This is a genomic window from Bacillus thuringiensis, assembly GCF_001182785.1.
GTDB classification, from domain to species: Bacteria; Bacillota; Bacilli; order Bacillales; family Bacillaceae_G; genus Bacillus_A; species Bacillus_A thuringiensis_S.
In genome coordinates, this window is record NZ_CP012101.1 from 208,234 (window position 1) to 230,797 (window position 22,564).

A 22,564-nucleotide genomic window follows, 5' to 3' on the forward strand; every position below is an offset into this window, starting at 1 on the left:
AACATTGACGCTTGATACTTTCGTTATCAAGTCCCATATAGACCCGTACAATTCGGAGATTCGTCAAGACTAAATCTATTCTCATCATATAAAACGACTCCCGACCTATTAGCCTCCATATTCCTAGTGGAACTTAGGACACATTCAGCCGACTTCACCGAGCTTCTTACAATCTATTAAATGGTTAACATCATGCAAGTCGGAGTATCAGAGGGTAAGTTTCAAGGCGTTACCCTATCGTTCCTTACCTTGGTTAATCAGTTCACAATTGCTATTTTTCATGCAACCATGCCATAGCTTTTCACTATGGAACGTGGCGCACCCCCTTTTGGATCATTAAAAATTAGGGAGGGTTTATGTTCCGCTCTAGAATAGACATCAATTGTAGGAAATACAAAGGTTTCCCCTTTACCAGAGCGTGTTGTACCAATGATTAAATTATTTACTGGACTATCATCAATAAATACCTTGTCACCTAATCGTGAAATAACAACACCACCGCCACCTTTAAATGATTCCTCTCGATCCGGTACAGCTCTATACTGCTTTTTCAACTCTTCAACTGTTGTAAAACGACTAGATCCTTTCTGATGATTATTTAAGTTTTTAAAGGAAGATTTCAATTTGTACACTGTTCTCGCTATAGTTCCAATCACTACAAGGAAAACAAGTAAGTAGTATATTGGATGTTCTGCAATTGGCATCTGAAGAAGAAATCCTACCTCCATATGAAATGGTTTAGGATGTAATAAATCACTAAATGTTGTTTCTATCAGCTCTAAAGATAAGTTGAGTAAAAAATTAGCGATCAAAAACATTCCAACAAACAAAAAAGCACTCAATGGAATGAGTACTTCTTTTTCAGCTAATTTATATTTGATTGATATCTTTTCACTATACATATCAAAGTATCACCTCTGTTCAATCCAGCTTCAAATTAAAAAGGTACTCTTTTTATGAGTACCTTTTTGGCAAAATCAGTTGGTTTCTCTTTATTTACTCGCTACCATCTTTTCATTTTGTTTCAGAACTGGCTTTTCTTGATTCGTTGTTTTCTCTGGTTCTGTCGGCTTCTCTGGGTTTGTTGGTTTTTCCGGCTCTGTCGGTTTCTCTGGATTTGTTGGCTTCTCTGGATCTGTTGGCTTCTCTGGATCTGTTGGTTTTTCCGGTTCTGTTGGCTTCTCTGGATCTGTTGGTTTCTCCGGCTCTGTTGGTTTCTCCGGCTCTGTTGGCTTCTCTGGATCTGTTGGCTTCTCTGGATCTGTTGGTTTCTCTGGATCTGTTGGTTTCTCCGGCTCTGTTGGCTTCTCTGGATCTGTTGGTTTTTCCGGCTCTGTCGGTTTCTCTGGATTTGTTGGTTTTTCCGGCTCTATTGGTGGCCTTGGTTTTTCTGTCCCTGTATTTTCCGTATTACCATTCTCACCCTCCGTTATAATTGGTGGGTTCACAATTGCATCTGGTTTCTTCTCTGGTGGAAGAATATCTCCTATACTCGCTACTGAAGAATCAATAATTTGATCACCAAATGCAAAATGATCGCCATTCACGGTGACTTGTGGCTTATTATCCGTAATAGCTGCAATCACATTATCTTTTGTTGTATCTTGAAGTGTTTTATCTGTTGTTTCTTTATCAAAGAGTGCTAGAACACGAGAAGTGGTGTCATCCCCATTTTGAAGATTACTTACAATAGATTTTTCTTTAAAATTAATTTTTGATTTATCCAGCTCTTCGAGTACATAAGCAACTTCATTATCCTTACTTTGAATTGCATTCTCTGTAATTGCTTCAAAATCTTGTTTGTTCAGATCTTCTTTCTTTTCCTCCGGCTTATTCTTATCTACTTTTTTTGTAATAGCTGATTTACTTTTTGATGATTCCTTACTTCCAAACCAACTGCAACCTGTCATACTTAATATCAATGAACCACCAAGAAAAACAATTCCCATTTTTTTGTACAGATTCTCATAATTTAAAGGCATGTTATTCTCTCCCCCCTAGATGTTCTGTAGATCTTTATCAATTTTTTCAATCTTAATTTTCTTTTCCTCTTCACTTATCGTAGATTGTTGGATATCACGTTTCTCTAATTCTTTGACCTCTTTCATTACGTTTTTATTTCCTTGCGTTTTAGCGAAAGAATAACAATCTTCATATTTTTTTAGATTTACAAAAGCTTCAACAATGAGTTTTTCACGTCTACCGTCCATATTGACTTTACCTTTAAGCTTGATTACCTCCTCATATTTCTTATTAAGTGTTGCCTTTTCAAAGTCGATTACATCATTTTTGACATCAATTTCATTGATTTTATTCATGTTGTCTATCCCAATAAAATAAGCAACCACACTTTCTGCAAATTTCGGCTCATATTGTAATGCTTTATTTGCCTTTCCGTTTAATAAATAAGTAAATAAAACTGCCTTCTGACTATCTTTATCTAATTCTGTGTAATTGACCTTATCGAAGTATTTAACGGCTTCTCCATACTGCTGAATGGCTGCCTGTTGTAACCCTTTTACTACATATTGTTCCGAGCCAGCATTTGCACTCGAAACTGGTTCGGAAGAGAATAACTTAAAGGCAAATACGGCACCAGCTCCAATTAACACCACGCTTCCTATGACACTCGCAATAATCTTGAATCCTTTTCTATTTTCCTTTCCAGGCTTTACTAGTGTTTTTACTTCATCCGCTGGACTATAAGAGGGTTCTTCCTTCCTTTCTGATGATTCTTCTTGATATTCATATTCTTCATGAAAAGGAGAATCATTGATTTCTCTTTCTAATGTTTCTAACAGCTCCTTCTTTTGTTCCTCTTGTTCCAGATCTAATTGCATCACATTCATTTTTTTAGAAATGTGATCAAAAATGTGATCTGCATATCTCGAACCAAGTGATAATGTACCGTTATAAATTTCATTAGAATGACCATCTAACAAATCGAAATCAATATGTTCTTGTCGCCCAGCCTCTCTATAAACTCGTTCTAATCGTTTCGTTAAGATATAAGCTTCATGAAACGAATATTGCTTACCCGACTCAATTTCTGTTCCATTGCTACTCTTAAAAATGACAAACATGGCTTCTCCTTTCTTCCGTTTAATTTAAATTCACTTCAACTGATCTCTTGAATTATTATTTTCAGCTTTAATGGTTGCGTACTTATGATAGATACAAAAAACAGATATCAATACCCAAATAACGATGAAGAATACTAAAGCTCTTAACAGCCCTTCTGTTGTTGGTACTGTCATGATCGGTTGTATATTACCAATAACCGAAACGCTCTCCAATACACTTGGTAATCTCATAATTAACACCCCGATTGCTTAATAAAACTAAAATTCTATGAAAAAAGGCAAAAAAAAAAGCCATACCCTTTGCATAGCCTCTTCATTGCCTTAATTATATTTTTTCACTATTTCATCCAGAAAAACGGGAATAAGATTTGACCAAATTTCACATTGCTATTTACGCTCTCTGCTAAGTATTGGCATCCCATTACAATAACGAGTCCGGCTGCCCCACCAAGAAACCACCAAATACATTTATGTCTTCCTCTTTCACCGCCCCAAATTAATAGATAAGCGCCCCAGCAAAATACAATCGCTGTACTAACCATTGCCCCTCTTTGCATCCATGCAATAAATGAATTCCCTGTATTAATTAGACCGTCCATCGCATCACCTAACACTAACATTTGAGATAATGTTTCCAACATTGACATATACATTCACTCCCTTTTCATTTTTAAGGCTTATACGTTACTAAGCTGACTTGATTCATTCGCCTTGCTGTCTTCTTTTACTTCTGTTGATGTTGCCTTATAAGCTTGTAAAGCTTTCATTACTAAATCTTGATTTTCTTCAATGTATTTCTGATGATGTAAATGAAGCCAATGGTTATAATCCTGACCATTGGCTCTTAATAGATTTGCTACCATATCTTTTTCTTTTTTTAATTCCCTTTGTGTAATCGCCACTGTATCACCACCTTTCAATGATTATGTGATTACTTCTGATATTGCTCTTTGCAATTTTGAACAAAATAGGTAACTTCTTTTTCAAGTTCTGACTCTTTAAATGTGGAAAAATCAATATCTTTTTTCAATTTTCCTTTTTCATAATAAGCAAGGGAATCTCTTCTTTGTGATAATCCCCAATCATAAGGGTTGCTTGAACCTGGTACATCTTCACGCTTTTCATTCAATTCTTGTATCTGAACTTTTTCTTGCTGCGCTACTTTTTTTATAATATGAAGCCAATTCTCTCTTTTCTTTTTAGTGGAATTTAGCATAACAAAACCTGTTCCATCCTCACTCATAAATTTCTTCATTTCTAACGGACTAAGTTCCATTACTTCCCCTTTTCCCGAACTAAAGACAAATGTTGAACCAATACCAATTGCAATTAACAGTCCAACAACAGCGGAAATGATCCACCCTTTACGACTCATGCATGTTCCTCCCTATGTCATATTTTTATAAGCGATTTTGAAGTGTGATGAGACACATTTTAACTTCAACATCTGTCTTTATTTTATAACATTTAAAGGAAAGTGGGATAGAAAATGGAAATATCATTTATGGCTGGAATGACGAACCCTGTATTGGCATGCGTATAGAGACTAATCCCGACCTAGCTTCTATATGCCCAATACCGCACTACGTATTTTGGCGTGAACGTAGAACCTTATGTATCTACTGTTGTGATGTTCCTCGCTTCTTCAGAATGTCAAAATGGGATATTCCTCACGAGTACTGACACAAAGAGGTCTTCGATACAATGCATTTCCCAGTGGTCACAGATGAGTTTTACGTTCTTACTCACCTAACAATAATCGTATACCTAACCCCTCTAGTAACCTTTTGAGGGGAGGCACGCATATACATTGTATATTTCACCTTTCTACATCATTACTGAAAGGAAGAGATACACAATATGTATCTAAATTGTCAAAGAACAACTTACTTTGTGCTATGTTCTCAGCACACTTCAAAATCGCTTTTTTTATTTACACTTTTGTTTTACAGCTACTAATTCCGCATGTTTATTTTTTCGTTTAGCAATTAAGTTTTGATGTTCATCTCTAACCGAGCGCACTTGATAATAAATTTGAGCCACCTTTTCAATGCTTCCTGTGCTATTTTCAATCGCGATGGTGCCTTTCAGTTCGTATGTTTTCCCATCAAAAGTTTTAACACTATGAGCTTGTGATGCCGCAATATCATAAAATGTGAGTCTCTTTTCTTTTCCCATATGAATGCCTCCTATTTTTGATAAAGAAGGGAGAAAAGCGCTTCTCCCTTGTCTAGTTTTCTAGCCATCTAGATAGGATGAAATAGTGAACGAGTGCTTTAAATCATGCTAGGATTGTTGTGTTATACGAGGTTATGATGCGTTGTGCTGCCTCTTTTCCGTATATGTGCTGTAATGCGGATTGAGATTCAACTACGATTGAATGCTGAATGTGGTATGTTGCGCTTTCTTTTAAAAACTGCTCCATATGAGGGATCGGGTACAAATCATATTGATGAAATACCAGGTGGATTGGCCTTATTGCACTCTGTTAGATACTGAAGAAATTTAGATAATGCTTCTCCTCTCTCTTGATACGTACTTATTTCCGTTTCTACACTGATGTACACAACGGATTTTTGTTTTAGATTCATTTGTAGCGTTTCATAACCAGTTAATAAATCATGTTTGATGATGCGATACCCTTTTTTTCGTTTTTCATGATGGGTATCTTCATAAAAGATGCCTTTCGGATCAAAAATGAAAATAAAATCATCGGTTGTTTCCTTCACACCTTCTATGACCGAATTATAAGCTCCAAAACGAGCCTTTATGACACCTGCAACCTTTTCCCCTTCATTCAGTTCTTTCAACGCTCTAATCACCTTTGTATACTTCTTATCTACACCTAACATGCGTTGCACTCCTTCCTATTTCATTTTCCTCTTATGATTACTACTGAAACAAAAAATACTCTTTTTGTTCCCCTTGCTTTTCACGTTGATGATTTTCTAGAATGTATAACAAAGTGCTAGTTATCGTATTCTTGTTTCTTTTGAATAAAGACCTAGCTCGTGGAAGATATGATAAGCCGGATGCACATTCTCAAGCGAATCTACTACCTCTACCAAGTTTGCTTCACTCTCATATATTTTTTCCATGTACTCGATAACTTTTTTCACATCTAGGTAATATAGGTTCTTATGTCGTTGATCCAGATACAAAATACTTACTGCCAATAATTTTATAGCGGATTCTATCCAATAATCATGTTGCTTTAATGGTTTAATTACAGTTTGAGCGATTGAAATTGCTTGCATCAATCCTTCAGGCAACCAAGCACTCTTGCGCTGCATAACGTCTTCCCCAAGTTTCCCTAAATTTTTTATTTTACCGACATAGATTTCTGACTTCTCATATCATCTCCCTCTCGGTCTCTTATATCTTGCTCCCTATCCAAAAAACAACTGTCCAAATGGGAATTACGAGTATACATACATTTTGAAATCCGATAGTAAAGCTCAGTGGATTTCCATCTACTTCATTGAAATGAGCTTCATACTCTTTCATATCACAATTGAGATTTTTTATGGTTTCTTACTGCAAATACGGCTTCAAATAAACCAAGTACAATACATGCAAGACCAATCCATTTTATATATGGATTTTCGGCTTTACCTCCTGTTGTTGGAAGAAACGTTTCGATTTTCTTTGGGGTTTGTTCTAGTTGGGATTTCATAGCAATCTGTTGTGATTTCTCTATTTGTGGAATGACAGGTTTTCCGATTACTTTTGGTTAGTCCGGTACCTGTGGTTGCGGTGCTTCTGTTTGCACTGGTTTTTGTGGTGGTGGTTCTGATTGTGGTATCTCTGGTGTAGGCAGTGTCGATTCCTTCTAATCCTTCACTGTATGCTTAATGAATTCAGAGAATATATTTTAAAAAATAATTATAAAATTGTACCTTTTATAGATTGTTCATTTAAAATATAAATGTATAATTATTTTTCATGAAAATAATTCATTCCAACTTTGCTCGATAATATGTTGCAAAAAAAAGCTTTTCGACTGGTTCTCCAAAAAAATCCGATATACTTTTTGCCCGACTAGAAATTAAACCCTTTCTACCCGACTCAACATCATACAATGTACTTACTGGAATTTTAGAACCTTTTGAAACCTCATTAATTGTATAACCTTTTGATTCACGAAATTCTCTTAAAACTGTCAAGTGTCTCACCCCCTATATACAGTTTATTAGTCTTTGAGCCTAAAGTCAACACCTAAAGTTCTCGTTATTAACACTTTAGGTGTTGATATTTTTCAATAATCTTATATTACTATGAAAATTATAAAATTGGAGTGATAGATAAAATGACAATTGATGAAAATATTGTTGGGAAAAATATAAAAAAATTAAGGGCTATAAAAGGAGTAAGCCGAAAAGAAATGGCCGAAGATTTAAATACTACATATAGAACTGTATCTAGTTGGGAAACTGGAGAAAAAACACCACGCTTAAATAAATTAGAGGAAATTGCTACTTATTTAAATGTCAGTGTCTCTTCTTTATTAAAAAAAGAAATTCCGGATGAAGACCTCTTAAAAAGTATTAAAGGTGAAGATCCAGTAGAGCGTTTAGCCAGATTACTCTATGAACGATACATGAGTGTACCAGATAAACATAAGCCTCGTATTGAAGAAGAATTATTAAAATATGCTAGCCAATTAAAAGCGCAAGTTGAACAAGAAGAATAGGGAATCTCCTATTCCTCTTGTTCATAGCTCGCACATAACTCCAAAATTTCACTAAAAGTTTGTAAATGAATTGTTTTCACAATCTCCAACAATTCATTTACGCTTAATCCCATTCTCCCCATTGTTTCCCCTCCCTTTTTTGCTTTTATATTGTGAAAAATAATACAAAAATTTCATAATTCCCCGTCTAGGGATTTATAAAACTGTTTATAAAATCACAAAAGACATCGTTCAAAACGATGTCTTTTGTAAAAATATATATTTTAAATAAAACATGAAAAAATTATCCACCACCGCCGGGATCAACCATCATTCTATACACCATATACTGATTCCCAGAACTTTTAGCTTTTTGGGAGTACTGTTGTGTTTCCATTTTACCTAGTGAACTATTCACAAAGGTTAATAACAGTATAGCGGCTACTATTAATACATATAACTTTTCCACCATTTTTTCACCATCCCTTGACAACTAAATTATATTTTCTGCATATTGTTCATATATTACTTCAGCAAATTTTACATACAGAAAATCATTATTTACTTTAAACATATCAATAGATTGTTTAATTAAATGTATATCTTGTTTAGCCATTCCCAAGTAACACGTTTGAAGTGGTGTTAATATTTTTCTTTTTGATCTAATTTCTTCAAGTATATTTATCGCTTGTTGATATTTTCCCTTTTTAATTAAAAACAAAGCGTATTCAGCTGGGTGTAATCTATCGAAATCAATTTTATTTAGATCTTTCCACCAAAAGATTCTAATGAAGTTTATATCATTTAGAGCTATATTGTATTTTAAACTACCTTTAGCGCCTTTCAATACATTTAACGCTTCTCGAAAGAAATATAAAGATTTCTTATAATCAGAAAACATAAAGTTTTCTCCACTCCTAATGTTCAACAAAGCTTCCATAACAGGGAAGAAATCAATATCCTTATATGTTCTTAATTCACCATTTTCTATTACAAATTGTAGAGAGTTATTTTTTCTTAATATTGAATAACTCCAAAGTTCTTTTACCCAAAATGCGTATAAACTCTTTAAGAAAGTATTGGTTACTAATTTATCATCTCTAATATTCTTCTCGACTCTTTCCTTATAACCTTGCATTAATCCAAAATCCCCTAAATCACAAAGAATTAACATACTGAGTATATCACAAAAAATTTCTACATCCGCATTAGAATTTCTAGCTTTTTGGATATTTAAGTACACTTCTCTGACATTTTTACCTTTCAAACGATCAATATATAAATTAAATATATCTGCAAATCGGCCCATTTCTAAATCCTTGCTCTCTTTACATATTCCAGCGAGATATTCAATTAATAATACGTGATCATTCAAATGAGCAAGGGCAAATGCAACTTTAACATTTATGTTTAATCTATCCTCTAAAGTACCTAAATAATCAATTATTTTTTGTTCTTGTTTATCTTTATTATTTGCAAAAATGACATAAGCAATTTTTGCAAATGTATAAACAGATATTTCTTTATCCCTGTTAATCCAATTAGAGATAGTAGATTTAGCAACTCCAATTTCTTTTGCAAGATCAGTATATGTTTTGTTTTTAGAAGATAAATAATTATCAATTTCCCTAGATAACTTCTTCATGTATTTTCACCTCGTCTTTTTTCACGAATATTCAGAAAGGTACATATAAGTAAGAAAATTATACCACAGTACCTAGAAACAATATCTTGCTCAATTGTTAACTGAATATTCAGACGCTTTAGTGAGAATAAATGCGAAATACTTCCATTTTTGCATCTGTTCATAAAATATGAACTTAGAGTGTTGATATTGTGTACATACAATTGTAAAATGAATGTACATTACCTATGAACGAGAGTTTTTTAGAAAACAAAAAAATAAAACCCCACCGCCCAGTTTTTAATTGGCTTCTAGTTTGGCGACCGGAACCAATTAAAAACTTCTAAGATAGGGTTTTAATTCACACTATAAATATATGTGTTTTTCTTTAGTATCATACTTGATATTAAAATTATATCATAATGCATATACAATGTGAATATAAAACCTCTGTTTTCCTTTTTATTTGCGGTGGAAAAAAATAGGAGGTTTTTCAGTGTTGTTGCGAAACTTTTTGCTTAGTCGAGCAAAAGCGGAACTAAGTCCCCACATCCATCACTTACCCAAAACTCCTGGAGCTATCAATCAAGCAATCAAGAAAATAACTTCTTATATTGATAGTATTGTCCTAGAGTGTGAAGGCGCTACCACAAAAGATTATCTTACCAAAAGGAAATATGAAGCTTTAGAGACTGTTTTATCATATTTAGTACAAGAAGGCTATAGTCAAGTTAGACAAGAACACATCAGCAAAAAATCTGGAATTTCAAAACCTATTATTAATTACGTTTTTAACTGGCTGCAAGATTTAGGAGTATGCCAACAAATAAAGGTAAGACGGCATGGAAAGATTTCCCCCTCTGTTTACATCTTAACAATACATGATAACTATTTAAAAATCGTTGAATATTTCAAGGTAAAGTGGGCTGTAGCAATTAATGTTTGTTCTACTTTCACTAGATTTTTAAAGAACAAGATTAGTAAAAAGTCTGATGAAACAAATCTGGAATTTATGCAAAAAAACAATTTTAAACCTTCACCTTCCCTAGATTTTTTCGGCATTGAAGAGCAATCAAAAAATGCTGTAGATTATGAGAAAAAAGAAAAAAACAAGAGATTACAAGACTTAAATGATTATTTGAGTGATGATCAGAAAAGAGCGTATTACTACATTTTGAGTCAAGAGCTAACATACCTATCTGAAAATGATGCATACACAATTGCTTTAAGATTGCCCCCGGATATTGATCGTTACACAAGATGGGATTTTGAAGAATGTGTGCAATGGTTCAAGTTTAAAAAAGCTGAAAACAGTAATCCTGCACATTTCATAAAAATGTTTAATCAAAAATCTAAACAGAATCAAGATCGTAGAAAATGTAATGCACAAAATACAAGCTCACTCTTAGATACAAATAATAGTCAAACATTTGTTTTCTACAATTTTTTAGAAGAGCACAATTAAAATCAAAAAAATCCAGCTACAAATAGCCTTGCTGAAAAAAACATATACAGCAAGGCTATTTGTAATGTCTTCCTATAGTTCTCTATAGCCTTATTGATCTTCAATAAAATAACTTCAAAAATCATATGCATTTTCCATGAATTATAATTATTTTTCTTTTAATTCAACTAAAAAAATTACACCTTAAGAATATAGTACATTAAATAGTTTACTAAACTATTTACTTAGAAATTTACTAAGAATAAATCTCTAATACCTTGATACACTTAGCATCACGAGCCAAAAATTAATTTTAATGTTTTTATTTATTTTAATTTCTAAAACAAGATTTATTAAATATAGTACTTTGCATCTCTTTGTAACTTTTTAGGGAGGCTTAGCATATCTTCTAAAAGATTCCCTAATTTTTTTATTTAATTTGTCATAATTCATATTTTAAACACTCGGTTAAACTATGATTCTACCAGTTGGGTAAATGCAGTGGCCTTTTGTTATTCATCAAACTTGTTCAATAGTATCTAATTAATTGGTTCTAAATTATCTATGTGCTTGAAAAGCTTCGTATTCATAGATTTCCACTCTTTAAAATGTATAATAACTTGTTTCATACATTGTCTTAAAAACTGATTTCATTATACAAATGTCTTCGTCCCCTCTTCCACTACTGTACAATCTACATTTTGTTCCAACATCTGTTCTATTAATTTTAACGATTCTTAAAATTTTTCATGCTAATCATTATTTGACAGAGCAAAATAAGCGAAACTAAATTTCATTTTAATATATTTACATTTTTTACTTTTTTTTGAAACAAAATTTATTTACTGTAAGCATCAACAAAGTAATATTAAATTTATCCTTATACTTTTTCTTTCAATATATTTTAATCACAAGTATCTAGATCTATTGCCCTCTTTCTCCTCTCCCTATATACATCTACATTTAATATCGAATTACAGGTGTATATTATTCAAAAATCTGGTCCATACTAATATACATGAAGCCTAAAACTGAGTTTTTTATATCTATGTCTATTTAATATTTAAACAATACATTTAATCTCCCAATAACCATCATTATTTTTCACTAATAAAAAAACCTCATTTGAGATTCAAAACATAATAAATAATATCTAGTACCTTTTTAAAATTCAAGTAATACATACTATGCAAGCTTTTACACAACCATAAAACGCTACTTTAACGCATAGCGTTCACATATAAATAAAGCTTTTTGTTTGCTTTTTATGCATTTGTAATTAAAAAATAGTACTTAATTGCTAATTCTATTAATGAAAGCTTTGATTCTATTGCAAATATCTAGTAAAATTCTTATATCAGCAACAAACTTCTAATATTAATAGTTAGTTTTAAAATAATTTCCTACTTACATTAATGTTGTATAAATACTTGTTCACTTCCAACAATGAACGCTATTAGAACGAATAGCGTTTATTATTGAAAAAACATTAACGCTCGATGTATAGACTGACTTAATATATAAGTATGTATACAAACAAACTGATATGAGTACAAATGATTAGATGGCTGCCTATAAAAATTTTTACTCTTAAAGAAAAGATCTTTTCAAGAACGAATCAATATCTAACACACAAATAATGGAGGTGTGAAGTTTGGAATATGGATATTTTGCACAAGAAGTAGCAAAACAACTAGATATAAACACCAATACACTTCGCAGATGGTCAATCGAACTAGAAAAAATGGAATATATATTTGAAAGAAATGAGCGTAATCAACGAATTTACTATGAGAATGATATAGATATCTTAAAGCAAATGAAAGAATACTTAAATCAAAACTGGAAACTAGAAGAAGCTGCAACAAGAAGCATGGAAAACACTGAAGAGAACGTTCAGAAAACGGATAGCGTTCACGAGGAAAATGAAGTTCAAGTAACGCTCAGAAAACGTTCAGAAACAGATGTTTTGATGATTCAAGAAAAATTTTCTTACATGTTTGAGCAACAAGATAAAATTGTACAGCAGAACCAAGATATCATTAAATTATTATTACAGGAACGCTCAGAAAAAGAAGACAAGGATTTACAGATTCAGTTATTACAAGAAAAACTGGATAAAGCAATTGAACTATTGAATGAAGATCGCCAAGAACAGCAAGATAACACCAAAAAAACGTTCATTCAACGTTTTTTTGGTCGAAATTAAATCAGATATACGTTTTTTATCCAATACATATCTAATTGAGTAAAAAAAAGCGGTAGCTACCGCTTTTTTTTACTCATCCTCACAACATGAATACATACTTTTGTAAAAATTTTTTATACTATGTTTTTTATTTCTTGTTTAATTTTGAGAATGTACTTTTATATAACTTATGTTTCTAACTCTAACTGGAATAAACAGCCCGTGATAATTGCATGAATCCATGAACATGATGCAATTATCACGGGCTGTTTACTTACAAAAGCTTTCTACTGAAATCATCAAAAAACACGATGTCATTGGTAAAGAATACGTACGATTCAGTGGCATGCTCAAAAAATGAAGGCTTGCAAAAGCTCTTGGTCACAATTTTAAACAATGTTGACATATAAAGCAAAGTGGTATGGCAAACAATTAGTTGTAGTATCTAAAACATTTGTTTCTAGTCAATTATGTTCCAATTGTAACTACAAAAACAAAGATGCTAAAAATCTAACCATTCGCGAGTGGGATTATCCTTATTGTGGCACACATCATAATAGAAATCGTAACACAGTGCTCAATCTTAGAAATGAAGCAATTCGTCTCTTAACCGTAGGAACTCTGGGGATAGGCCTACTAAATTAGAAACCGTTAGGCTTCTGTACATAGGGATCCCTCACTTCAAACAGTCCGTAAAGATGTTAAGTACTAAGTGGTTCAACATATTTTGCTTAAAGGAATTTCAAGATGACCACAGTTGCATATCTTATAGGACTTTTCTTATTAATTCCAAAAACACTTTATATTGCTAATATCAACATGTTAATCTTATTTTCTAAAATTAATTAAGTGTATTCTTTGCCGATTTTTAGGGAGGATTGACTAATCCTCTAATTCCTCAACTACATAATAAATCCATATAGGAAACCGTATGCTTTTTCTAGTATTCTTTAATTCATTTTGCCAGATTAGATTTTTTATATAAATTGTCATCAATCACAGCATTCATTATTACTAAATCCTACGCGTTATAAACGCTATTAATAAAGACCATATCTTTACTTCTAAAATTACATTATTTCCTAAAGGAAAAGTGTTATATCAATGCACTGAATCTATAGTGAACGCTATGCGTTCACTATTTACAAAACGTTAAATTAACGTTTTGTAAGCGCTCATCTCGTTTTTTCATATTGTATTAAACTACTTGCCATTTAATATCCTTACAGATCGTTTCGGGTTCAAAACACTAAACATAGAAAATCTTCCATTCTCTAATTTGTTAGGTCGCTATCACATAGTTCCTAGGCCTTTTAGACGAATCACATCGCCCTTATGATTTAAAGATATGTACCACAAGAAGAACACGCCCATTAATGTTTATGTTTCCGTAATCATACTTCGAACATAGTCAGCTAACATCATCTGTTTTTAATGTAACAATTACTTTTTTGTCATACCACTTCGCTTTAATTTCTTCATAACATATATATAACATTGTGAAGCTCTCTGCTTCATTTAGTCAAGAACGTTATTATAACGTTAATTAGTTATTACAACATAGAAACATACAACTTTATTATTGGGCTATTAATTGATACACTTGTTATCAGATTTTATATATTGCTTTAGCATAAATTGCGACCTTTAAACAACACGGAATACTGATATTAAAGGGATAGACGCTGAAATAACGGGTAGCGTTCACGTTAAAAACACTTGATAACATTTAAGTTAAAGACAATTTCCGCATAACCACAACTAGATATCTTTTTGTCCTTTCTTATGGATTCCAAAAATACTCCATATATCCCCAGCCAACTTTAATATATTTGTCAGATTGTCTTTGTTATATTAAGTGTAACATTCAATTAAGATCTGTAATAATAAAAAGGCATTATACAATGCGTAGCATTCATTATTGCTAATCCATACGCGTTATGAACACTGTTAAATAAAACATATCTATTCTAAAATCACATGATACTTTTAGATGTAAATATATTTTAACGTATCATATTAATGAACCGAATTCTTTGTAAACGCTATGCGTTCACATTTCACAAAGCGTTAAATTAACGTTTCTCAAGCGCTCATCCTATTTTATTCCTTCCTATTGTATTAAACATCTTACGCCTCAAACAGCCTGCAAGAATGTTTGAGGCGTGAGTTCACTATAAGTAAAAAGACACTCCATTTTTTAATTTATTAGGTGACTATTCTCGTAATTTCTACGATTTATAAATGAACCACTTCGTTTTTATGATATAAACTTTTGTTAATACCTTTATCATAATGTGTGTTATAAGAAGGAAACTCTCATTAACATCTATGACACGGATACACTTAGGGAATTTCTTAAAATATGCCCTTGGAAGATTATACTTTGCTTCTTGCAAGTTGATTCCTGCTTAAAGAATTTAATACGATATATTTTTACTTCATTTCGTTGGAATTGTTGTTATAACATTCAGTACTATTTATAAAACACTTAATATATCGTTAAATTAAAATACATTAATGTATTTTAACTACTAATTTATGCATAGATATATTTTAGATCGTTTTTATCATTTCAATGGAACAAAACATCATTTGAATACATATTTTATTAATTGATACGCCTGTTATGAGTAACGCTCTTTGAACAACTCCAAACGTTGTAGTTACAGGATTAGTCGGTGAAATAACGGATAGCGTTCACGAGAGAATAAACACTAAAATAACACTTCGATAGCGTTTAGATTATACAAGAATCCTCATTCCTTAAAATATCCATTTAACCGTTATAGATTAAAATTAAGATTAATAATTTTAATCTATAACGTCTTCGATTTAGTGATATCATTTAAAAACATAGTTGCTTAAATGTAGCATTCTCAAAATTATTGCATAAATTTTATCAATTTCTGACAAAGTACTTCGTCCTCAAAATTGTGAAGTTGGGAGATCCATACCGATTGGCTTGTTACTATATACTTGTACAGATTGCTTTTTATGAATACTTAAGATAGGATGTTGGTTGCAGAAGACTCATTACAATTGTAAAAGCTCCAAAGTTCTATCGTCCCACACTTGACAAAATTATGAAAAACAAGATAAAGCACTAATCTAATATATTAAATAAGTCGAAACATTGTTAAGTGGGCGTAGTTCAATATTAATAGTATTCTCATATTAAATACATCCTATACAAAAAAATAGTTAGTAGTGTTAAAAATATATTTTGATAGCAACATGACCGTTTTTATAACGTTCATGAAACCCGCAATGTATAATGGAGATTTTCTTCACATCCGAAAATCTCCATTAAACAATATTTCTATTTCTTTATAACTATATTGTAAAGCTAAGAAATGAATTGATTTGTTTTTTTAGTTATTCCTAGATTAATATATCTATTATGATATATGCCCTAAGAATGAAAAATTCATTGGCAACACCTCTAAAATAAGTAACCAGAAGCACGGGATCAGGTACAACTATAACTTTCTCCTCATTCCATTTCGCTTTAAGTTCCAACATTCCTGAAAATTGTATCTAAGATACTTCAAAAATTATTGCCTTCTTTAGGCTACATATGCCAGTTCGAAGAATTCTTCGTTCTTCTGAAAAGAATACGCCTTGCTTTTGCTAGCTAGTTTCTGCTGTCCGAACAAATTTAGTTTTTGCATAAATAGAAAAATTCTTTAATTCCTAATCACATATCATTTCCAACAGAAGTACCAATTTTCATTTATTCTTTTATGTACGGTCTAACAGTTGTACTAAATCATGATCTTCGCAAACTACGTTCTACTGTAGATATTTTTGTTTGATCACCTATTATAACGATATCTCCATTCGTTTGTTTCTTGTGTAAGTTTTTTATTTTGTTTGGACTAGAGTCATTCATTTCAAAAAAATATGCTTACGTCTACCGTACTCCTCTCCGAACTAAGGTTGATATTCCACATCTTCATATGTTTTAGAAAATAATCTTCTTTTGAATTGCAATCATATTATCTCTTAGCCAAAGTTTTTGCTCTACCCATCAAAAACATCTAATTAATAACTATATAAATATGCCATTAAAAATTGATTTAAGAACGCCCCAACACCAAATAACAACGCCTAAATAACACTTCTAAAACGTTCATAAAATAAAACTTTTGCATTTACTTCAACTTAAGAAATTTAAATAGATACTCCGAGAAGAATATCAGATGATATAAAATTTTTGTTAAAGAATTTGGTATCTTATCATACAAATTTAGAGTTAATTTCAAAAATAAAACAAGAGTAATAAAGGTTATTCATTGTCTATTTAAACATCTTACTTTTAAACTTTAAATCAGCATTCCCACGATTAGTATAATTGATTCTCCGTGAACGCTATGCGTTCACGGAGAATCAATTACTACATTCCTACTAAAAAACAGTAAATGTATGCAAACCGAATAACACCCTAGATATATACCCAATCCCAAATCTTATTTTATTAGTTGCTTCAGAAAGAAGTTTTACTTTTAAAGGTATGTTACCAATGGATTTCCTAAAAACACCTTTTCAACATAGCTTTATATTGCCACTATGATCTAAGTAAGTATGTATGTATATAGAAACTACTTTTTTTAATATCGAACTCGAAAATTAAATTTATAGATTTTATCATTTTTTAAACTTTTTTCTCTTTAAAATCAACTTTAAATGTTGCTATTACAATGTTTAACGCTTTAAAAACGCCTAGTGTTCATCTGCTAAGTTCGCCAAGTAAACACCATAATAACGTTTGTTTAGCAAATATATATGAATCTGTAATTAATCCTGTTCAATTTTTATATTCAAATCAAATTTCATAGATTCTCTATTCTTTTAAAGGAGTGCTACAGATACAAATAGAACATATACAACAAAAATACATACTCAAGATATTTTTTTCTACATATTACACTTGATATGTAGAGGGTTAATTTGCATACTACTTTTTTAGTCTTTTGGTTATAGATATCATCAAAATAGCCAAAAACAAACTTATATAATAAAAATCTCAATTTAAAACCGTCTTTCAATGCGTTATTACACCAAAAAACATCTAAACTTCCAATCTCATTTCCTTATCAGCAACTTGTTTATAAAAAACATTGAAAATGTTGATTTAAAGGGGTTTAACGCATTAAAAACGCCTAGCGTTCACACAATATCAAACACCGAAATAACACTTTTATAACGTTTATTGGGCTAACCATTTTTACTATGCAAGTATGTATAAGTCATATTCGCAATTAATCTTATTTGCATTCTAATTTTCTTTCTCTCGATTAAAATATATACCTCATTCCACTAGATATCCCTTGGATTCCCGAAATATATCATCAATAGTCTATCCATAAATCACAGAAATAACTTGATATTTAAAAAGACATCTTCAACAAACGTATCCCTCCCGCCAATAACATACTTTATATATTTTAGATATATTTTAGATATACCTAAAATATATAAAGTGTCAAAACCACCCAAAAATAACTTGAATATTTTAATTAAATATCTAATTTATATCTAAATTATATTTATTTTATATTTTAATTATATTTATTCTTCAAAAACCTTATAAAAGCCTTGTCGCCAGGGGTTTTATAGGTTATAATATATTTATTAGATATAAATTAGAAATAAAATTCCTAGAGGTGATGTATAATGGCAAGTTTAAAAGGCAAAACTCTTCATATAGACATAGAAGGTGATATTGGGAACGATTCGTTTAAAGGTTACATCAATGGTGAATACATAAAAATGAAAAATGTATATCAAAGTGTCTACTCAATGCCTAATGTTACTGAGACAAACATCCAAAAAAACGTAGTTAATTTAGTAGATAATATGTTCGTGAATATTGCTAGTAAATCCATTCGAAGATCTGGAATGTATTTCATTGGTAATCGTGCGATGTTAACAGGGAAAAACCCTAAAAACATGAACATTAAAGTAGGTCAAAAATATAATGATGATTTACCACTAATTAATATGCTAGGATTAATTGCAAACAAATCAGTTCAACTTGAATGGGAACGCACAGAACAACTACCACAATCAATCAATGTGACTGTTGACCTTATTTCAGCTATCCCAGCAAGCCAATGGACACCCGTAAACGCTAAACATTTAGAACAACGTTTTACTAATTCAAATCATGTTGTAGTGGTTTATGTAGGAGAAGAGCAGGTAACGGTTAGCTTAACATTTAATAGTGCAAACATTACACAAGAGGGTGTTCCTCCCTTATTTGCAATTCTTGAAGGGGAAGAGGAGATGTTTACTGATTTCACTAAACTATATGCAAAAAAACTTGAAATCAAAAAAATTGACGGCTCTTTCTTTAAAAACAAAAAGATTTTACATTCTGATATTGGGGACGGAACAACTGAGTATATCTACACAGTGGGCGTGAATCCAGTAATTGATGCTTGTAGCGGTGAAAGACGCGGTGTCGGTCATGCTACAGAAGAAGCTGTAAAATTATTAAATCAAGAACGTGGCACAAACATTAAACGCCAACAATTCTCTCAAATTCTTCAAGATATAGATCATAAATACCATGAAGAGGCAACAACACACTTTAATATTACAAAAGTAGAACAAGCAGAACTAATCCTAGAAGATACAGATGAAAAATATGTAAACAATACAGCCAGTGAAGCTGAAGTTTTATGTGTATATGGTGGGGGAAGTATTACTTTTAAAGATGAATTGTATAATCAATTATTAGAGTATTGTGAGCGAGTTGGAATGTACTTATTGTGGATTCCGGAGAAATACGCTGTAGATATGAATGCTAAGGGGATGCAAATTATCAAGAAAATTCTTTCTCGAAAAAAGGTGAAATAGTATGTCCGACAAAAAAAGAGAGTCCTTCTTCTGGAACCTCAAGAAGATTGAGAATGAAGAATTCTTTAAATGGTTCGAGTCACAAAGCAATATAGCCGATTCTTTATACAAACTTGTATGCTATTTTATTGATAAACACGGATTACAAGACGTGGCTGATTATAAGATACAGCAACAAATGCAAAAAGAAATTTTACTTCAAGATAAAGACTTTTTAAATGATGTTAAGCGTATACTATTAAATAATTCAAATCTTACTATTCAAAAAGAAAACCAAGCAAATGAAGAAGAGGCTGCAGATCAAAATAAGATTGTTTCATCTCTTGAAAAAAATTCTACTTCTAAAGATTCACATATAGAAAATGAATCACCAACTGAAAAAGCGGTACTAAAAGATGAATATGAAGACCTGGATACAGCCAATTTATTTGGTAACTAGCGTTATGCATCCATGATAAAAAAGAGTCCCTAAAATAGGGACTCTTTTTTTATCATGGATGCAAGGTTTTTCTACATCTTATCAATAATAATTTGTCTTTTATACCACTGATTTAATTTATCTTTAGCCGTGCCTGAAAGGCGTTTTGTTTTCTTATTATAGAACCTAGAAAGGGTAGGTTGTGATATACCTATTTCTTTTGAAAGATCTCTCATTGTAATATTTTTATTCACATGGAAGAATGATATTTTTTCTCTAATTGAATTTTCATACTCATCAACATCTAAATTATTATTTTCTATTTTCACAGGAGACTCTTCTTGTATGATATCTACTGTTTTTTTCTTCACTATTTTTTCTATTGAATTCATTAATTCTTTCGGAGGTAAAATTATTATACCTAACTGAGCATAATAGTTCTTAAACCAATTCTTCTTTGTTAACACTTCCTCTTTTAAATCTTCACTGTACTCCCAATGTGATATTACCTTTTCCTTCTCTAAATCAATAAGAACATTTTCTAACTGTTCACGGATACGATTTGGCTTTTGATTTTGATTTATACCCATGACAGCCAGTAATCCCTTATCTCCTCCTATAGAGTAAGGCCTTTTTAAACTAGAGAACATTTGACGAATTCTCCATTGCCAAGTTAAATAACGAATCAATCTCTTATGATATTTATGTCTATAACTATTATATTCCAACGCTTTTTTTGATAACAGTGCCGTTGTACTACTAGAACCATATAAATAACTTGATAAGAAGCTCCCTGGCTTAATCCTGCAAGATTCTATCCCCATATATTCGTTAGTGTTATTATCTCTCCAGAGTACCACAGAATCTAATACAAAAAGCCTCTTAATAACTTCTCGCTTTACTTCATAATGTTTACCTGCTTCAGCTCGATCATTTAATACAACTACCTCATTATCATCATTTAAATAGATAAAAATACTGGCTAAGGCAGCAATACGTTTGGCAACCTTTATTTTATCTTCTGCTCGATAATATTCTTTGTTATTAGCCTTTGCTTTAGGTATGCTACACATTTCTAATACCTGATTATATGAAAAGTCTATGAATTCATCAGGGGACTTTGCCTCATTTAGCCATTGGATAGTAATTGCATCTAGACAGTCAGCAGTTAAATCATCCATATTACTCATTACACCATCAACCAATGTATTCCAACGAGCAGCTTCTTCAATATTTATTAATCTTAAATCTTCATCTTTATGTGAAGAGAGTTGTGCAACTCCACTACTATCTTTCGTTTCAATTGGATAAGATTTCAACTTTGTATTTTCATCTTCTTCAAATTGATTCTTTGCTATGCCATCTCTTAATTTATAATAAACCGCAGAATTATTCACTTCATAGTAATTCTCGTGCTCTAAACTTGTATTAGATTCCTTTAGTTCTTGCACGGTTTCATTGTTAGCTCTTGAAAACTCTTGTTCCACAAATAATCCTATCGCCACATCAATTTCAATTTGGTAAGCTTCTATGTTAGTGAATATTTCCAAAGAGGAGATTCCCTTTTTTTGTTGCTGTTCAAGCCACTGTACAAGCATTGAAAATGATGGGGAAAAATAGTCCGAAGTTACGATCCTACTAGTATCTTCTTTAACTTCTAAGTAATAAGCATTCCATTTATACCACAATTGTTCATTATGTTTATAGATAGGTGCTGATATTACTAATGCATCTTTAAACAATTGTAGAACATTATCCATATACATCCTTCTCCTTATTTAATTTACAATTGAGAATGATTTAAACTTAAATCTATATAGCCTTATGATGTTCCTATTCATGAAAATAAAAAAGAATACAGTAAGTTCTATCCAACCATCCTTTAGTGATAATCTAGCACGTATGCTTCTAACCACTTCTTTTACTGATTATACAAGACTGTATCCATTTGGAAAAGGTAAGACGTTATAAGAAACCTAATATTTTTCAAGGAATTAGCTGAAACATGAAATTCTTTTGCGATATCATGTCCCTTTTGATTAAACATGAAAAAGCTAGGTTATTCATGTTTTAAAATTTCCCTTGTATATATGGTAATACTCATTAAAGTTTGCATACAAAGTGAAAATTCATAGCGGTATCATGTCCCTTTTGACTAAAACATGAAAAAATCCAGCCTTAAATATTTCATGAAATTAAACTATATATTTTTTTCATAATCTTTTTTACCCTTGATATAAAAGGGTTTCTTCTATATTCAAGTTATGA

18 protein-coding genes and 5 pseudogenes are annotated in these 22,564 nt (G+C 31.5%); 7 read left to right on the top strand and 16 right to left on the bottom strand.

All coding sequences use genetic code 11. The features are described 5' to 3' along the window. Positions 1 to 323 precede the first annotated feature (323 nt). The 12 genes and pseudogenes from AC241_RS30480 to AC241_RS30535 all read right to left on the bottom strand — a co-directional run. Positions 324 to 902 (bottom strand): annotated as a pseudogene (locus AC241_RS30480) (type IV secretory system conjugative DNA transfer family protein); the annotation flags it as partial. Positions 903 to 992: 90 nt separating this feature from the next. Further along, a complete protein-coding gene (locus tag AC241_RS35485; protein ID WP_050845529.1) occupies positions 993 to 1,982 on the bottom strand; it encodes a hypothetical protein in 990 nt (329 codons plus the stop codon). 15 nt (positions 1,983 to 1,997) lie between these two features. Continuing rightward, complete coding sequence (locus AC241_RS30490; RefSeq protein ID WP_050845530.1) at positions 1,998 to 3,083, bottom strand: hypothetical protein; 1,086 nt, start codon at positions 3,081 to 3,083, stop codon at positions 1,998 to 2,000. A 30-nt stretch (positions 3,084 to 3,113) separates the two neighbouring features. After that, positions 3,114 to 3,314, bottom strand: a complete 201-nt coding sequence (locus AC241_RS30495; RefSeq protein WP_050845531.1) for a hypothetical protein — start codon at positions 3,312 to 3,314, stop codon at positions 3,114 to 3,116. A 107-nt stretch (positions 3,315 to 3,421) separates the two neighbouring features. Beyond that, complete coding sequence (locus AC241_RS30500) at positions 3,422 to 3,730, bottom strand: hypothetical protein (RefSeq protein ID WP_000062187.1); 309 nt, start codon at positions 3,728 to 3,730, stop codon at positions 3,422 to 3,424. Between the two features lie 30 nt (positions 3,731 to 3,760). Continuing rightward, positions 3,761 to 3,985 carry a hypothetical protein gene (locus AC241_RS30505; RefSeq protein ID WP_001018798.1) on the bottom strand — a complete coding sequence of 75 codons (225 nt, stop codon included), beginning with the start codon at positions 3,983 to 3,985 and terminating at the stop codon, positions 3,761 to 3,763. Positions 3,986 to 4,014: 29 nt separating this feature from the next. Then, on the bottom strand, positions 4,015 to 4,458 hold the full coding sequence (locus AC241_RS30510; protein WP_050845532.1) for a hypothetical protein: 444 nt from the start codon (positions 4,456 to 4,458) through the stop codon (positions 4,015 to 4,017). Between the two features lie 554 nt (positions 4,459 to 5,012). Then, the gene (locus AC241_RS30515) at positions 5,013 to 5,261 is read right to left on the bottom strand and encodes a hypothetical protein (protein ID WP_000514061.1); all 249 of its coding nucleotides are present in this window, start codon (positions 5,259 to 5,261) and stop codon (positions 5,013 to 5,015) included. Positions 5,262 to 5,364: 103 nt separating this feature from the next. After that, positions 5,365 to 5,935, bottom strand: a pseudogene (locus AC241_RS30520) (P-loop NTPase family protein). 40 nt (positions 5,936 to 5,975) lie between these two features. Beyond that, a pseudogene (locus AC241_RS30525) lies at positions 5,976 to 6,376 on the bottom strand (TRAG family protein). 215 nt (positions 6,377 to 6,591) lie between these two features. Next, positions 6,592 to 6,945, bottom strand: a pseudogene (locus tag AC241_RS30530) (adhesin); the annotation flags it as partial. A 94-nt stretch (positions 6,946 to 7,039) separates the two neighbouring features. Then, positions 7,040 to 7,249, bottom strand: a complete 210-nt coding sequence (locus tag AC241_RS30535) for a helix-turn-helix domain-containing protein (protein WP_050845533.1) — start codon at positions 7,247 to 7,249, stop codon at positions 7,040 to 7,042. A 143-nt stretch (positions 7,250 to 7,392) separates the two neighbouring features. On the opposite strand from AC241_RS30535, the gene AC241_RS30540 reads away from it, so the two are divergent. Continuing rightward, a complete protein-coding gene (locus AC241_RS30540) occupies positions 7,393 to 7,776 on the top strand; it encodes a helix-turn-helix domain-containing protein (RefSeq protein WP_000150946.1) in 384 nt (127 codons plus the stop codon). 283 nt (positions 7,777 to 8,059) lie between these two features. Here AC241_RS30540 and AC241_RS35030 read toward each other — a convergent pair whose 3' ends face one another. Further along, entirely contained in the window at positions 8,060 to 8,227 is a 168-nt protein-coding gene (locus AC241_RS35030) for a hypothetical protein (RefSeq protein WP_196303445.1), read from the bottom strand. Positions 8,228 to 8,248: 21 nt separating this feature from the next. Next, entirely contained in the window at positions 8,249 to 9,400 is a 1,152-nt protein-coding gene (locus AC241_RS30545; RefSeq protein ID WP_050845534.1) for an AimR family lysis-lysogeny pheromone receptor, read from the bottom strand. Positions 9,401 to 9,875: 475 nt separating this feature from the next. Here AC241_RS30545 and AC241_RS30550 point away from each other — a divergent pair, with 475 nt between their 5' ends. The 3 genes and pseudogenes from AC241_RS30550 to AC241_RS34495 form a co-directional block, all read left to right on the top strand. Next, on the top strand, positions 9,876 to 10,844 hold the full coding sequence (locus tag AC241_RS30550) for a Replicase RepFR55 (RefSeq protein WP_050845535.1): 969 nt from the start codon (positions 9,876 to 9,878) through the stop codon (positions 10,842 to 10,844). A 1,633-nt stretch (positions 10,845 to 12,477) separates the two neighbouring features. Then, positions 12,478 to 13,032, top strand: coding sequence for a MerR family transcriptional regulator (locus tag AC241_RS30555; protein ID WP_050845536.1), 555 nt, complete (start codon positions 12,478 to 12,480; stop codon positions 13,030 to 13,032). Positions 13,033 to 13,209: 177 nt separating this feature from the next. Then, positions 13,210 to 13,656 (top strand): annotated as a pseudogene (locus AC241_RS34495) (RNA-guided endonuclease TnpB family protein); the annotation flags it as partial. Positions 13,657 to 16,783: 3,127 nt separating this feature from the next. Here the strand turns inward: AC241_RS34495 and AC241_RS35790 are convergent. Then, on the bottom strand, positions 16,784 to 16,906 hold the full coding sequence (locus AC241_RS35790; protein ID WP_268998441.1) for a hypothetical protein: 123 nt from the start codon (positions 16,904 to 16,906) through the stop codon (positions 16,784 to 16,786). A 1,784-nt stretch (positions 16,907 to 18,690) separates the two neighbouring features. Between AC241_RS35790 and AC241_RS30565 the strand changes: the two genes are divergently transcribed. Further along, complete coding sequence (locus AC241_RS30565; RefSeq protein ID WP_000157618.1) at positions 18,691 to 19,878, top strand: ParM/StbA family protein; 1,188 nt, start codon at positions 18,691 to 18,693, stop codon at positions 19,876 to 19,878. A 1-nt stretch (position 19,879) separates the two neighbouring features. Continuing rightward, the gene (locus AC241_RS30570) at positions 19,880 to 20,317 is read left to right on the top strand and encodes a hypothetical protein (RefSeq protein ID WP_050845537.1); all 438 of its coding nucleotides are present in this window, start codon (positions 19,880 to 19,882) and stop codon (positions 20,315 to 20,317) included. A 71-nt stretch (positions 20,318 to 20,388) separates the two neighbouring features. Here the strand turns inward: AC241_RS30570 and AC241_RS30575 are convergent, their stop codons facing one another. Next, entirely contained in the window at positions 20,389 to 22,056 is a 1,668-nt protein-coding gene (locus tag AC241_RS30575; RefSeq protein ID WP_050845538.1) for a helix-turn-helix domain-containing protein, read from the bottom strand. A gap of 79 nt (positions 22,057 to 22,135) precedes the next feature. On the opposite strand from AC241_RS30575, the gene AC241_RS35795 reads away from it, so the two are divergent. Next, positions 22,136 to 22,267, top strand: coding sequence for a hypothetical protein (locus tag AC241_RS35795; RefSeq protein ID WP_254914694.1), 132 nt, complete (start codon positions 22,136 to 22,138; stop codon positions 22,265 to 22,267). Positions 22,268 to 22,564: the final 297 nt, after the last annotated feature.

What these genes read in the sequence shown, in the direction of transcription:
- AC241_RS35795 (WP_254914694.1), top strand. Translation starts at nt 22,136, where the DNA reads ATGAAAATAAAAAAGAATACAGTAAGTTCTATCCAACCATCCTTTAGT.
- AC241_RS30490 (WP_050845530.1), bottom strand. Translation starts at nt 3,083, where the DNA reads ATGTTTGTCATTTTTAAGAGTAGCAATGGAACAGAAATTGAGTCGGGT.
- AC241_RS35485 (WP_050845529.1), bottom strand. Translation starts at nt 1,982, where the DNA reads ATGCCTTTAAATTATGAGAATCTGTACAAAAAAATGGGAATTGTTTTT.
- AC241_RS30515 (WP_000514061.1), bottom strand. Translation starts at nt 5,261, where the DNA reads ATGGGAAAAGAAAAGAGACTCACATTTTATGATATTGCGGCATCACAA.
- AC241_RS30540 (WP_000150946.1), top strand. Translation starts at nt 7,393, where the DNA reads ATGACAATTGATGAAAATATTGTTGGGAAAAATATAAAAAAATTAAGG.
- AC241_RS30545 (WP_050845534.1), bottom strand. Translation starts at nt 9,400, where the DNA reads ATGAAGAAGTTATCTAGGGAAATTGATAATTATTTATCTTCTAAAAAC.
- AC241_RS30575 (WP_050845538.1), bottom strand. Translation starts at nt 22,056, where the DNA reads ATGGATAATGTTCTACAATTGTTTAAAGATGCATTAGTAATATCAGCA.
- AC241_RS30565 (WP_000157618.1), top strand. Translation starts at nt 18,691, where the DNA reads ATGGCAAGTTTAAAAGGCAAAACTCTTCATATAGACATAGAAGGTGAT.
- AC241_RS30500 (WP_000062187.1), bottom strand. Translation starts at nt 3,730, where the DNA reads ATGTCAATGTTGGAAACATTATCTCAAATGTTAGTGTTAGGTGATGCG.
- AC241_RS30510 (WP_050845532.1), bottom strand. Translation starts at nt 4,458, where the DNA reads ATGAGTCGTAAAGGGTGGATCATTTCCGCTGTTGTTGGACTGTTAATT.
- AC241_RS35790 (WP_268998441.1), bottom strand. Translation starts at nt 16,906, where the DNA reads ATGAATGACTCTAGTCCAAACAAAATAAAAAACTTACACAAGAAACAA.
- AC241_RS30570 (WP_050845537.1), top strand. Translation starts at nt 19,880, where the DNA reads ATGTCCGACAAAAAAAGAGAGTCCTTCTTCTGGAACCTCAAGAAGATT.
- AC241_RS30495 (WP_050845531.1), bottom strand. Translation starts at nt 3,314, where the DNA reads ATGAGATTACCAAGTGTATTGGAGAGCGTTTCGGTTATTGGTAATATA.
- AC241_RS35030 (WP_196303445.1), bottom strand. Translation starts at nt 8,227, where the DNA reads ATGGTGGAAAAGTTATATGTATTAATAGTAGCCGCTATACTGTTATTA.